The 13,927-nt window shown below is 70.1% G+C and carries 6 protein-coding genes; 3 read left to right on the top strand and 3 right to left on the bottom strand.

Annotation, left to right across the window (positions count from 1 at the left end):
* Positions 1-588 precede the first annotated feature (588 nt).
* A complete protein-coding gene (locus KEG38_RS32790; protein WP_272423983.1) occupies positions 589-2,517 on the top strand; it encodes a DOMON domain-containing protein in 1,929 nt (642 codons plus the stop codon).
* Between the two features lie 333 nt (positions 2,518-2,850).
* Here KEG38_RS32790 and KEG38_RS32785 read toward each other — a convergent pair whose 3' ends face one another.
* Positions 2,851-4,296 carry an MATE family efflux transporter gene (locus KEG38_RS32785; RefSeq protein ID WP_272423982.1) on the bottom strand — a complete coding sequence of 482 codons (1,446 nt, stop codon included), beginning with the start codon at positions 4,294-4,296 and terminating at the stop codon, positions 2,851-2,853.
* 71 nt (positions 4,297-4,367) lie between these two features.
* Positions 4,368-7,121: a serine/threonine-protein kinase gene (locus KEG38_RS32780; protein ID WP_272423980.1), complete on the bottom strand. Its 2,754-nt coding sequence runs from the start codon at positions 7,119-7,121 to the stop codon at positions 4,368-4,370.
* Between the two features lie 119 nt (positions 7,122-7,240).
* Between KEG38_RS32780 and KEG38_RS32775 the strand changes: the two genes are divergently transcribed.
* The gene (locus tag KEG38_RS32775) at positions 7,241-7,771 is read left to right on the top strand and encodes a hypothetical protein (RefSeq protein WP_272423978.1); all 531 of its coding nucleotides are present in this window, start codon (positions 7,241-7,243) and stop codon (positions 7,769-7,771) included.
* A 290-nt stretch (positions 7,772-8,061) separates the two neighbouring features.
* Positions 8,062-10,047, top strand: coding sequence for a DsbA family protein (locus tag KEG38_RS32770; protein ID WP_272423977.1), 1,986 nt, complete (start codon positions 8,062-8,064; stop codon positions 10,045-10,047).
* A gap of 418 nt (positions 10,048-10,465) precedes the next feature.
* Here the strand turns inward: KEG38_RS32770 and KEG38_RS32765 are convergent, their stop codons facing one another.
* A complete protein-coding gene (locus KEG38_RS32765) occupies positions 10,466-13,906 on the bottom strand; it encodes a GspE/PulE/PilB domain-containing protein (protein WP_272423976.1) in 3,441 nt (1,146 codons plus the stop codon).
* Positions 13,907-13,927 lie beyond the last annotated feature (21 nt).

Below are 13,927 nucleotides of genomic sequence, written 5' to 3'. Positions count from 1 at the left end.
ACTCGTCCACTGGAACCCCTTTCGTGTTGCTTTGAGCGGCTCACGAAGGGGGTTCCGCCTTTAGACCCCCGGAAATGTCAAACTTCGGCTGCCTCCCCGGCAGAGCCGGGGGATCTCCTAAGGTATTAGCGACACTCCAGGGGTCCCGCTCGACGGCTTTTTGGCGCGTCACCACGGCATGTGCCCCGCCAAGCGTTCGAGCCCCCTCGGTCCACGCTGACGCGCGCGTCTCCAACCCTTCGACCCCCCACGCGTCACGCTCTCTCCTCCCCCTTCGAAGCTTCGAACACCCTCGCGTCACGTTTGACGCGCGCGTCTCCGAGCCTTCGAAGAACCTCGGTCCACGCTGACGCGCGCGTCTTCAGCCGTTCGATCCCTCTCGCGTCACGTTCTCCCGTCCCCCATCGAACGTTCGGTCGCCCTCGCGTAACGGTGACCAACCACCGTTCAAACGTTCCACCCCCCTGGACACACGATTGACCGCCTCCCGCTCGTCACAACCCCCGGGTATCTTCGCGGGAACAACGGCCTTCGCGGGGCCTCACACCCGGTGAACAAAGGTCCCCTACCCCCGTCCATATCCTGCTCATGACGCCCCACCGCGCTCGCCTTGGCTCCGCCCTCACCGCCCTCGCCGCCCTCGCGGGGGCCTTTTTCGCCACCTCTCCCGCCGCCGCCGAAGGGTCGGCCGTGCGCGCCGCGCTCGTCGAAGCCAAGTCCATCAAGCTCGACGGCGTACCCAAGGAGTGGCCCTCGTTGATGGCGCTCTCGTACGCCACCAAGGGCAAGCCGTCGAAGACGGACCTCGAAGCCAAAGCCGCCCTCTCCTACGACGGCACGAGCCTTTTCGTCGCGGTCGACGTCAACGACGACGTCCTGCGCGGCGGCGGCGGCGACCACGTCGCCCTCACGCTCGGCTTCCCGGGCGGCGTCGTCCACGAAGTGCTGCTCTACCCCGGCGACCCGGGCAAAGCCCCCGGCGCGGCCAAGACGAAGGAAGGCAAGGCCATCACGGGCGCGAAGGTCATCGAGGCCCCGCGCAGCGGCGGCTGGACGCTCGAAGCAACGATCCCCTGGACCGCCTTCCCCCCCGCCGCCACGACCCGCGTCGGTCTGCGCGGCGCGATCCACGTGCACGACGCCGACACGGGCAGCACGATCGAGTCCGCAGTCGGTACGGCGCCCTCGACGAAGTACGAGTCGCTGCCGCCCGTGTCGATCGAGAGCGAGCAAGCGCTCGCCGAGGGGCTGCTCAAGGAGAAGAGCGTCCGCGGCGCGCCCAAGTTCAACCTGATCGCGGACGTCGCAGGTGACGCGCTGAAGGAGCGCGTGCTCGTGTGGGATCGGTACCTCGTGGTCCTCGGTCCGACGTTCCGCAAAGGCACCGAGTATTACTGGAACGACCTCGGCGTCGATGTCTCCGCAGGCATGTTGCCCTCGTTCGAGGCGCGGGATCTGACGGGCGACGGGCAGGCGGAGATCATCCTGCGCAAGCGTCTCGGGACGCCGAAGAAGTACCGCGAGTACCTGCAGGTGTTGCAGTTCGGCAAGTCCGACGTGCCGGCGACGCTGTTCCAGCACGAGATCGCGGTCGTGACGGAGAAGGGCGCAGTCGAGAACGAGGTTCGCTTCGACAGCGACGGCGCGAAGGTCGCGATCACGATCCTGTCCGGCAAAGCGAAGGAGTTCCACGCAGGCAACTACAACGAGTCACGCGAGACCTCGATGGATCCCGCGCTGCTGCCCTGGGAGACGATCGCTTCACGGACGTACAAATGGAACGGCAAGGCCTTCACAAAGGCCGGCGAGGCGACACAAGCCGCGACGCCTCCGCCCGCAGCCGCCTCCAAGCCGTCCAGCGAGACCGTGAAGCCCGAGGCGCCCAAGGGTCCGAGCGCCGGCGAGCTTCTGGAGCAGGTGTACGCGCTCTACAAGAAAGAGCGCAGCGTAGCGGGCAAGCCGCGGTTCAACGTGTCCGCAGACGTTTCAGGCGACAAACAAGCCGAGACGGTGCTGCTCCACGATCGGGACCTCGTGATCTTCGGCAAGGGCTTCAAGGGCGGCACGGGCTACTCGTTCCTGACGCTGTCGCAGTTCACGAAGGGCACGGACATCAGCGAGGTGAGCGCGATGGATCTGACCGGCGACGGCAAAGCCGAGATCATCGTGCAAGGCACGCTGCACTCGAACGCTACGCTCGAGGGGAGCAGCGGCACGGTCGATCGCGACGTGCTGCTCGTCTACAAGGTCGAAGGCGAGGGCCTGAAGCGCGTGTTCGCCGCAGAGATCGGGCGCTCGATCGGCAAGAAGAAGGTGAGCGGCACCCACCGATTCGTGAAGGCCGGCAAGCTCGTGGAGATCGAGCTCGCCCCAGGCAAAGCAACCGAATGGACCGCCGCAACCTACCCCTTCGCGCAGGAGACGAGCGCAGTCGGCGGCATCGAGCCGCTGCTGCTCCCCTGGAGCAACCTCGGCCCGGTGCGATATCGCTGGACGGGATCCGCGTTCGGGCGCTGAGCTGAGCCGCTGCGCCGGGGCGCTGCCCCGGACCCCGCGGGGGCTGTCCGCCCCTCGACCCGGACCAGGGCAAGCCCTGGACCTCTGGTGGAAGAACTGCGCTACGCGCAGTTCTTCCAACGGGCCCGTAACAAGACCACGGGGGCGTTGCCCGGCGAGACGTCAGCGCTGCAGTCTTGGTGGGCAGGGTCGTGGCGGGTCTTGCTTGCGGCTGTTCGATGAACTGCGCGGAGCGCAGTTCATCGACCCCGAGTCCAGCGCTTGCGCTGGTCCGGGTCCAGGGGTGGACAACCCCTGGTCGGGCCCGGGGTGAAACCCCGGCGACACGTTTCCCTACAGCGCGATCTTCTTCCAGTCGCCGCTGCGGAACTTGAAGACCATCACGCTTGCGAGGAGCACGGCGTAGACCACGCCGGCGGCCCAGATGCCCATCAGGCCTAGGTCGAGCGTGATGCCGAGTAGCCATGCGAGCGGGACGAGACAGAGGAAGTGGAGCACGAGCTCCACGATCATCACGAAGCGCGAGTTGCCGGCGCCGAAGAGTGCCTGCGTGAGGATCATTCCGATTGCGATGATCGGCGTGCAGATGCCCATGAGCCGCATCGGGCCGAGTGCGACGTCTCGCACGACGTCGCTGTGCGTGACGAACGAGAGGATCTGCGGCGCGAAGACGGCCTCGCAGAGACCCACGACGCCGAAGATCAGGAGACCCAGACGCACCGACGTCCAGCCGAATGTCTCGGCTTTGTCGCCGTTGCGCTCGCCGAGGGACTGCGCGACGAGCGTTGCCGTGGACGTGCCGAACGCGAGACATGCGGTGAACGTCAGCTTGAGGACGCCGACGATCACGGTCGTCGCTGCGCCGTTCACTGGCTCGGCCTTGCCGCCTGGGCACATCGCCGAGACGACGCCCATGGGGTGCACCTCGTCGAGCTTGCCTGCGATCATCGCGAAGAGTGCGAAGCCTGTCATCACTGCGATGGTCGCCACGCTGCTCGGGATCGAGAGCTTCAGGACCGACCAGGTGAGCCCTCGGTCCAGGTTCTTCCAGCGGAACGGGGCGTAGAGCTTCCGGAACTGCGGCAGGAGCGCGTAGCCGACCATGATCGCGAGGCCGACGTACGTGGAGACGAACCCTGCGATGCCCGCGCCTGCGATGCCCATCTTCTGGATGCCGAGCGCGGCGTTGCCGAAGATCAGCAAGAAGCAGAGCACGATGTTCAGCGCGTTCATCACGACGGCCGAGACGAGATGGATGTGCGTCTTGCCGATGCCGTCGAAGAAGGCCTTGAAGGCGAACGTCGTCGCCATCGAGGTGACGCCGAGCAGACGCCAGCGCAGATACTCGTCTGCGGCCGTGCGAGCGCCCTCGACCTTGATGATTGCGCCGAGGATGTGGGGCGTGGCGAGGTAGCCGATCGCGGAGAAGATGACGCCCGCGACGAGCGCGAAGAGCGCGGCGTTGAAGAGGACCGCGCCTGCGTCTTCGTGCTTCTTCTCGGCGAAGCGGCGGCCGACGAAGGCTTGCGTGCCGACGGAGATCGCGGAGAGCGAGCCGCCGAAGAGCCAGAGGACGATCAGCGACGGGAGGAGCGCGGCCTGCGCGTTCGACGACTCCGGGCAGGGCAGCCGGGCGAAGAAGACGATGTCGATCTCGTTGACGACGCTCTGCGTGAGCATCGCCCCGACCGTTGGCAGAGCGAGCTTGAGAATGGCTCGGTGCGGCGGGCCGGAGGTGACGACGTTTTCACCCACGGCGGGCGGAGCAATCTGGGCCATCGAGTGTGCGCGGTATACAACGTGACGGCGCGCGATCGAGCAAAATGAGCGCTGCCGGGGGAGCTTGACGGCTACTTGGTCTTGTTCGCCGGCTTCGCGCCTTGCCCGTCTTTCACGATCGGTGGCTCCGCTCGGCCAGGCCGAGCTGCGCCCCCGATACCCCCATCGGCCGGCTTGGAGGCCATGCGGGTCTTCTTCTTGCGCCTCAAACGAGCTTGCTCGTCCTTGTCCTTCGATGCCGGCTCGGCGTGTGAAGGTTCGGTCGGCTCGACGTGCGCGACGTCGTCGGCGTGGACGACCTTGTTCGCCCCTGCAGAAGCCTTGTCGCCCGAGGCGGGCGTGACGCTCGGCTTGTCCGCCTGCGCGACGGCCGCGACCATCTGGCTGCTCGCGGCGGCCTCCTTCTTGGACGCGCGGTTCGACGGGCGAGGACGCGCAGGCGCGGGCCGAGACGGCTCCGGATCGGCCGAGATCGGGACCTCGGCGAGCTGGAGCGGCTCGGGCGCGGCTGCAGGCTCGGGCGCGGGCGCAGGCTCAGGCGCGGAAGCGGGATCGGCCACGGGCGCGGCGGCCGCAGCGACGGCGGGCGCGGGATCGGTCGCAGGCGCGGCAGCGGGCGCGGGCTCCGCCACGACGGCCGGCGCGGGCGCGGTGACGGACTTCCACGCGACGGGGATCATCGCGCCGATGTCCCTGGCCTTGCCGGCGAGCAGGACGGTCGCGAACGCCATCGCGGCGGCGAGCGCGGCAAACCCTGCGGTCCTGCGGCGACGGCGCGCGCGCACGGGGGCGCCGAGGGCCAGCATCGCGGCCTCGCGCATCTCGGCGGCGCTCTGGAAACGCAGGCCGGGGTGGCGCGAGAGGGCGCGCATGACGAGCTCGTCGACGGCCTCGGGCAAGCGCTTGCCAGGCGCACGATCCCGCGGCCGCTCGGGGCTGCCCTTCATCTTCGCGTCGACGATCGCGGCGGCGCTCGCGCCCGTGAAGGGTAGCGAGCCGGTGAGCATCTCGTAGAGCACGCAGCCGAGCGCGTAGAGGTCGGCGCGACCGTCGACGCGGCCGCCCGCGGCCTGCTCGGGCGCCATGTACTCGGGCGTGCCGAAGAGCGTGAAGCCGGCCGCGACCGCGTTGTCACCGCTCGGCGCGCCGAGGACGGCCTCGCCGATGTCCTCGGGCGTGTGCGCGAGGCCGAAGTCGAGGACCTTCACGGTGCCGCTCTGGGTCAAGAAGACGTTCGCGGGTTTGACGTCGCGGTGGACGATGCCCGCGGTGTGCGCGACCTCGAGGGCGCCGAGCGCGCGGATCACGATGCGGAGCGCGCGTTGCCAATCGACCTCGCGCTCGCGGGAGATCAGGGCTTCGAGCGTCTCGCCTTCGAGAAGCTCCATGACGCAGAAGAGGCGGCCGTCGGCGGCGCGGCCGAAGTCGTAGAGGTCGACGAGCCCTTCGTGCGAGAGGCGCGACATGGCGCGGGCCTCGTGGCGGAAGCGCGCGGCGAACTCGGGCGAGGCGCCGTGCTCGGGGGCGAGGATCTTCACGGCGACGCGGCGGCCGAGATCCACGTGCTCGGCCTCGTGCACGACGCTCGTGGCGCCGCCGCCGATCTCGCGCACGAGCCGGAGACGCGTGCCGGGCAAGAGGCCCTCTTCCTCGGCAGGAAGAGCTTGCGGCGCTGCGGGGCGGACCTTCTCCTCGATCGTTGCCTCGAAGGTGGCGCGCGCGGCGGTGACGAGGCGCGCGAACTCGCGGCGGCTCTTCGCAGGCTCGCTCGGAAAGAGCGACTGCATGAGGTACTGCGTCCGCGCGCGCACGCCACGCTCGCCGCCGGGCAAGGGAGGCGCCGCGCCGAGGAGTTTGGCGAGGTCGCGCGCGGCGACGCGGGCGAGGCCGTAGCGCACCTCGCGATCGAAGGCCGTGAGCTTGGCGAGGATCGTGTCGAGCTCGGGCGGCGCACCGATCTGCGCGGCGATGGGCGGGAGGTTCTGCGCGTTCCGCGCGACGGCGGCCATGTGCACGGCCGCGTCGCCCTGCAAGAAGCGCCGGCCCGCGCAGAGCTCCCAGAGCATCACGCCGAGCGCGTAGACGTCGACGCGCGCGTCACCGGTGTCGCCGTTCGCGACCTCGGGCGCGACGTAGCCGGGTTTGGCGAAGACAACGCCGCTCACCGTGCGGCAGCGGCGGTTCATGCCGCGCGCGGTGCCGAAGTCGATGATCTTCACGTCGCCCGCGTAGCTGACCATCACGTTCTGCGGGGAGAGATCGCGGTGCACGATCGCGAGCGCGCGGCCCGCGGGATCCTTGCGCTCGTGCACGTGCGCGAGGGCCTCGGCGATCATCGTGGCGACCGCGACGGCCTCGGCCCAGCCGACGCGATATCCGAGCGCATGCGCGCGGCCGCGCACGTCGCCGAGGCTCTTGCCCTCGACGTGCTCGACGACCGCGTAGGGCTCGCCGGTCTCGTCGTCGAGCGAGGCCTCGAGGACCTGCGCGACGCCGGAGTGCTGGAGCTGCGCCTGCACGCGGGCCTCGTCGAGGAAGCGCGCGATGAAGCTCGGATCACTCGCGTGATCGCGGCGAATGACCTTCACGACGACGGGCCGCTCGGCGCCCTCGATGCCCATGGTCGACGCGAGGTAGACCTCGCCCATGCCCCCGCGCGCGATGCGGCGGAGCAAGAGGTACCGGCCAAGGACCCGCGGGAGCTCCTCGCCGGGCCCCGCGCCGGCGCGCTCGTCGTCGTGCGGAGCGGCGAGGTCCGAAGCTCGCGTCGCCTGCGCCGCGCCTTCCATGCCGGCGCGATCCATGTCGAGGGGGGCAGTCGCCATGCCCACACGCTAGGAATGTAAGACAAGGTGGGCCAATAATTCGGCATCTGGAAGGCGCGACGAGCGTGGAGGGCCACAGACAATTGCCGCAAGCCCTCCGGTCGGCTATGGATAGGTCGGTGTTGCGGTTCGCGGTTCTTCGTGCGCTGGCCATCGCGGCGGTATTCGCCGTGGTTTGGCTCGTGCCGCTCCGCGCATACGCAGCGATCGTACCTGCTTGCGAAGACGATGCGTCGTCGTCGCTCGGGCCTGCGCCGCGTGCAGCGCAGCCGGAGAGCGAGGACGCCGTGGACTGCACCGCGCCCCCCACGTCCATAGGGCCGAGCGACGAGGTGGATCCTCAGATCGCGGCGATGTGTGACGAGCGCGGCGCCACGGCGGTCGCGCCAGGGCGGATCCACCCGATGACCGACGCGCGCATCGACGCGGGAGTCTCGTGTGACGGGACGGACTTCGGTCCAGCCCTCGGTCCCTCCCACGGCGAACAGAACCCCATCGCGTCGTTCGTCGCGACCGTACCGGACGCCATGCTTTCGGCGTCCTTCGATCTCCGACCGGCGTTCGCCGTCGAGCTCCCGGCGTACCCGCCGGTGGAGGGCGCCCCGCTGAGGGGTGTTCGCCGAGAGATCGACAGGCCTCCTCGCGCCTGACGCTTGTCGTGGTCGCTCGCGCGCGGGATCGCACGCGAGCGACAGACGAATGCAAGCGATCCAGCGCGAAGAGGAAAAACTCGCGAATCGGTTTTGCGCCCTTTCTGGTTGAAGGCGGGGGGGCGCCGCCGATCCGCACGTGTCACGGCAGCGTCGATCGAAAGACGACGCTCGAGATCGTGGATTTTCGCCCCGAAGAACGTTCATCGGGGCGATCGGGGTGTCGGCTCTCGCAGCGCGATGAGGAGCGCCGCGCGGGCAGCACCGTCTCGTAAAGGAAGAGAAGAAACATGAACAAAGGAACCGCCATCGTCGGCTTCCTTCTCTGCTTCATGGCAGGGATGGCGCTGATGTGGGGCATCGATCGCGGCGCCGGGGGCCACACGGCCAGCGCCGAGGCGACGCAGGAGTACGTCGCCGGCGGGACGTGGGATCACAGCGACGCGTCGGTCCCCGTCTCGTCGAAGGATCCCACCTGGGGCAGCCCGAACGCGCCCGTCACGCTGGTGCTCTTCAGCGACTTCGAGTGCCCCTTCTGCAGCAAGGTCGAGGCGACGCTGACGCAGCTCCGCGAGCAGTACGGCCCGCAGAAGCTCCGCATCATCTGGAAGTCGAACCCCCTGCCCTTCCACAAGAACGCGCGTCCCGCGTCCGTCGCGGCCGAGACCGTGTTCCGCATCAAGGGCCCCGAGGCCTTCTGGAAGTTCCACGAGGTCGCGTTCCAGAACCAGCGCGCGCTCACGCCCGAGAACTTCGAGCAGTGGGCCGTGCAGGCGGGCGTGGACAAGGCCAAGTTCAAGGCCGCCTACGACAAGCAGGAGTTCGCCGCGAAGGTGGACGCCGACCTCGCCGCCGGTAAGGCCGCGGGCGTCTCCGGTACGCCGGCGTCGTTCATCAACGGCATCCTGCTCAGCGGCGCGCAGCCGATCGACAAGTTCAAGCAGGTGATCGACGAGCAGCTCAAGGCCGCCGACGCCGCGATCAAGGCGGGCACGAAGCCGGAGAAGGTCTACGCCAAGCTCTCGCAGGAGAACAAGGCGAAGGCGCCCCCGCCGGCGAACCGCGAGCAGGCGCAGCAAGAGGACAAGACCGTCTGGAAGGTGCCCGTCGGCACGTCGCCCGCGAAGGGCCCCGAGACGGCGCTCGTGACGATCGTCGAGTGGTCCGATTTCCAGTGCCCCTTCTGCAGCCGCGTGGTCCCGACGCTCGACGAGGTCGTGAAGACCTACGGCGACAAGGTCCGCATCGTCTGGAAGGACAACCCGCTGCCGATGCACCCGCGCGCCGAGCCGGCCGCGGAACTCGCGCGTGAAGCCCGCGCCCAGAAGGGCGAGGCGGGCTTCTGGGCCGCCTACGATCTGCTCTGGAAGAACCAGCAGAAGCTCACCGACGACGATCTGCTCGGCTACGCCAAGGAGCTCGGCCTGAACGTCGACAAGGTGAAGACCGCGATCCTCGACAAGAAGTACGGTGCCGAGATCACGGCCGATCAGGACCTCGCCGACGAGCTCCAGGCGAGCGGCACGCCGCACTTCTTCATCAACGGTCGCCGCCTCGTCGGCGCCCAGCCGATCGAGAAGTTCAAGACCGTCATCGACGAGGAGATCAAGAAGGCGCAGGACCTGCTCGCGAAGGGCGTGGCCGCGAAGGATCTCTACAACGAGATCATCAAGGACGGGAAGACGCCGCCCCCGCCCGAGAAGAAGACGGTCGACGTGGCCCCCGCCGAGTCCGCCTGGAAGGGCAGCGACAAGGCGAAGGTCGTGATGCAGATCTTCAGCGACTTCGAGTGCCCCTTCTGCAAGCGCGCAGAGGACACGGTCGCCCAGGTCGAGAAGGCCTACGGCGACAAGGTGAAGATCGTTTGGCGCCACAAGCCGCTGCCGTTCCACAAGAACGCGATGCCCGCAGCTCTCGCGGCCGAGGAGGCCAAGAAGCAGAAGGGCAACGAGGGCTTCTGGAAGATGCACACCGCGCTCTTCAAGGGCGCCGGTACGCCCGACGCGTTCGCCCGTACGACGCTCGAGAAGTACGCGGAGGAGCAGGGTCTCGACCTCGGGAAGTTCAAGGCCGCCCTCGACAGCGAGGCGCACAAGAAGTTCATCGAGAGCGAGAGCGGCGTGGCAGACAAGGCGGGCATCAGCGGTACGCCCGGCTTCCACATCGCAGCCGCGGGCAAGACGGAGGGCTACTTCATCAGCGGTGCCCAGCCGTTCCCGAAGTTCAAGAAGATGATCGATCTCGTCATCAAGGAGTCCGGCGCCGCGAAGAAGTGAGCGGTGACCGTTCCTGACAATCGATGAAAACACCACGAGGGGGCCTCAAGCCCCCTCGTGGCTTTTTGTCGCAAGCCGCCGCGCCGGGGCGCCGCCCCGGACCCCGCGGGGGCTGTTCGCCCCTCGACCCGAACCAGGGCAAGCCCTGGACCTCAGGGGGAAGAACTGCGCGATGCGCAGTTCTTCCCAAAGGGCAGTGGCAAGACCACGAGGGGGCGTTTCACGCTGGCGACGGGCACGTTGCCCGCTGGCAAGCCCGTCGCCGGTCTTGACCTGGCCTGTTCGATGAACTGCGCGTTGCGCAGTTCATCGACCCCGGGTCCAGCGCTTGCGCTGGTCCGGGTCCAGGGGTGGACAACCCCTGGTGGGGCCTGGGGCAACGCCCCAGCGAAACGCCCCCCGATGAGACCAGCGCGGTTCAACTGCGCTTCTTGTGGCGGCCTTCTTGCTCCCACCAGAGGACGTAGCGGACCTGCGCGGCCTCGCGTTCGTCCTCGGGTAGATCGTCGTAGTAGCCGAGATCTCGGCCGACGATCGGTGCGAGCTCCTCTGCGGCGGCGCGACGGAGCGTGGGCGATTCCGAGAGAAGCGCGTCGATGAGCCACTCGACGCGACCTCGCGCGCCGTTCGTCGTCCAGAAGGCGTTCCACTTGCGTACGTCGCGGCCGAAGTCGTGCCGCGTGACGTGCACGAGCGCGCGATGTGCCGCTTCCGCGAGCTCCACGGTCGTCTCGCCGAGCGTTGCGATGAGCACCGGAACCGACTTGGGGACGGCGAGCTCGCCGAGGGTCTCGATTGCGAGCAGGCGCCGGCCGGCACGCTCAGTCGAGGTCCGCGCGAGACGTTCGAGCGTCGGGAGGATCGGCGCTTCAGTCACGGGACTCGCGGCGATGAGCATCGCAGCGGCGCGACGCGCGACACGACGAACCGGAGCGGCGTCGTCGAAGAGGCGCACGAAGATGGCATGCGCGCTCTCCGGATACATGAGCTCGCCGAGCAGGTGCGTCGCCCAGAACCGGACGTCGGGATCACCCGCGGTGCTGCGCACGGCGAGGAACGGCACGGCAGGACGGCCGATCGCGACGATGAGGCCGAGCAGAGGGCCGCTGCGCGAGGCGAGCGGGAGCTCGGCGCCACGCGAGAGGACACGCGGGTCGATGCGAAGCGGGCCGGGGAAGCGGGCCATGATGGCCTGCATCGCGGCCTCGCCGAGGCGAACGAGCTCTTTGTGGGCCTCGCCGTCCTCCGCGCCGGATTCGAGGAAGCGCTGCACGAGGGTGATGGGATCGGAGCCCGCGGCGCGCGCGCGGTTCGGGAGCGTGCTGCCCACGGGCACGGCGCTGGGTTCGTCCTTGGCCGCGCGGGGGGCCCAGGTCTCGACTGGCGGGCCGGGGAGCGTTTCCGGAGGCAAGGGCGAGTTCATCTCCCCCGGGGGCGGCACACGCACGGGCGGTGCGGGCGCGGGTGGGGTCGCGGGGACCTCGGGCGGGGGCGCGAAGGCGTCGGGCGGGGGCGCGGGTGCCGTGGGCACGACGGGGCGCACGGGAGGCACGGGAGGCGTCGGCGGCGCGGCGATGGCGTTGGGCGGCGGCTCGGGAGGCAAGGGCTGGGCGCCGAGGCCCAGGGAGGCCTTGCTGCGACCGCCGAAGCTCGGCGCGATGGCCCGGCGCGCGGCACGCGGGGGCTGGGCTGGAGCGGGGCCGGCCTCCGGCGGCCGGGAGACGGCCGTGATGGGGGGAGGCGGGGGCGTGGTGGGTCCGAGGCGCATGCGGCCCGTCGCGACGACGCCGAGGGGCGTGCGGCGGCGACGGGACATGGGGCCGCCGCGGCGGCCGCTGAGCTCCCAGGCGTTGTCGGAGTCGGGGGAGCGCAGGGCGCGGGGCTCGGCACGCGGGACGACGGAGTCCGGCGCGGGCGTGGGGCTCTGGAGCGTCTCCGTGAACGCAGGGGCCGGGGGAGCCGCGGCCGGGGGCGCGGGGGCCGGAGGGGCCACGCGCGGCGGCTCGGGGGCCGGCCGGGGCGCGGCGCTCGGCTGGCTCGAGGTGATGCCCGCGAAGGAGATCTCGTCCGCAGGGGACGCGGCCGGCTTGGGGCTCGCCTCGAGCATGGCCGGCGCCATCGCGGAGGCGGACGGCAAGGTGACGGCGATCGACGAGATGGCCGCCGGCGGCGATTTCGGTTCGGCTGCAGGCGGCGCAGGCTCGGCGCCGTCCGCGGGGCGCGCAGGCAGCTCGAAGGCACGGGCGAGCGCGACGAGGCCGACCTGGCGCGCTGCGCCCGGGGCCTGCGGCGGAGGCGCGGGCTTGGGAGGGCGTTTCGCCGGGGCACCATCGCCCGCCGCGCCGCCGCGCTTTTTGCGCAGGATGGCGCGTTCGATCGCCTCGGCCGTGAGGCCCGCGATGGCGATGACGTCGCCGAGCGCGGAGAGCTCCACGTCGACGGAGCCGTCGTCGCCGTAGAGCAGCGCGACGGTCCGGTTTCGTACGACGATCGGCAGGACGAGCACGGCAGCGGCGCGCGTCCCTGCCTCGGTGCGGCCCGATCGGCCGAGCTCGGAGGCGATCTGGACGTCGAGGTCACCCACGGCGGGCGGCATGATCACGGGCGCCCTGCGTTCGCGGGCGAGAGCGAGCACGCTCGGGCGGTCGAGGGGCACGGAGAGCGACATGAGCCGCGCCGCGCCTGCGCCGGGGCCCGAGGCGTCGCGTCCATCCGCGACGTCGCCGTGCACGACGAAGAGCGCCGTGTACTCGAAGAACTGGTGGGCAAACGCGAAGAAGATGTCGAGGACCGCGTCGGTCGTGGTCGCCTCGCCGAGCTCGTCTTCCGCCATCGCCGTGGTGAACGGGCCCTTGCGGCGAGGACGCGCGGTGCGGCGATCCGGAGCCTCGGCGACGCGTGTCTTGCGATCACCCGTGACCGCGCGGCGGAGCACGCTGGTGCTCGTGCGGGTGCGATTCGACTCGCGTCGCACGGAACGCTCGGGCCTTCGCGAGACGGGCGCTTCTTCCTCGTCGGCCGTGTCCGCGATCGACGCGGACCCCGGCGGCGCGGCGACGGTCTCGGGCAACTCGTCGCTGGTGAGCGGACGCCGCGGAGGTGCAGGGATCGCGGCGGGCGCGGAGATGGGCTTCGGCTCGACGACCGCGACCGTCGGCGCGGGCTTGGGGTGGTCCGAACGAGCCGCGCGCGCCGCGATGGGCGTGGCCGAGAGCTTCGTGCGAGTCGGAGCGATCGGCGGCGCCGCGCCCGCGACGAGCGTGTCCGGCGTCTGCGTCGGCGGCATCTGCGTGGGCGGCAGCGGCGTCGCGACGGGAAGCTCCGGAAGGCGCGGGGGCGGCGGACGCGAGGACCCGATGCTCCGCGGCGGTGGCATGACCGTCGGGCTCGGATCGGGGCGGCTCTCGAGCTTGGCGACGAGCCGGAGAAAGCGACGCTCGAGCGGGATCTGGTAGGCCTCGGCGATCGCCTGACGGATGCGCACGAGCGGCGCGACACTCTGCCGGATCTCGACGGCGAGCGCGAACGCGAGGTCACCTTCGACGGCCGGCGAGAGGGGCTCGGCGGTGGCGATCGTGAGGATGCGCCGCGTGAGCGCGAGCGGGAAGATGCCGTGCCTGATCGCGAGATCCCCGGGCACGAGGCGCAGCACCGGCGCGGGCGGCAGCGGGAGTTTGCCCGAGGGCGCCTCTTCGAGGCCGAGCACCTCGGCGAGCAGAGGCACGAGCATCTCCTCGCGGGCGCCGCCGACCTCGAGCAGGTTCGTCACGAGGTCACCGCCGTGCACGACTTGCCGCGCGATCGCCTCTTCGAGGGAACGCATCGACACGCCACGCTCGGCGAGCGCAGAGCTCAACATCGATGAAGGGGCTCGGTCAGC

This window comes from Polyangium jinanense (genome assembly GCF_028435265.1).
Classification (GTDB): Bacteria; Myxococcota_A; Polyangia; order Polyangiales; family Polyangiaceae; genus Polyangium; species Polyangium jinanense.
The sequence above is the reverse complement of the archived record's forward strand: the minus strand, read 5'-3'. Positions and strand labels throughout refer to the sequence as shown.

Excerpts from the sequence above, each read along its gene's own strand:
- KEG38_RS32790 (WP_272423983.1), top strand. The coding sequence starts at position 589 with ATGACGCCCCACCGCGCTCGCCTTGGCTCCGCCCTCACCGCCCTCGCC.
- KEG38_RS32785 (WP_272423982.1), bottom strand. The coding sequence starts at position 4,296 with ATGGCCCAGATTGCTCCGCCCGCCGTGGGTGAAAACGTCGTCACCTCC.
- KEG38_RS32780 (WP_272423980.1), bottom strand. The coding sequence starts at position 7,121 with ATGGCGACTGCCCCCCTCGACATGGATCGCGCCGGCATGGAAGGCGCG.
- KEG38_RS32770 (WP_272423977.1), top strand. The coding sequence starts at position 8,062 with ATGAACAAAGGAACCGCCATCGTCGGCTTCCTTCTCTGCTTCATGGCA.
- KEG38_RS32765 (WP_272423976.1), bottom strand. The coding sequence starts at position 13,906 with ATGTTGAGCTCTGCGCTCGCCGAGCGTGGCGTGTCGATGCGTTCCCTC.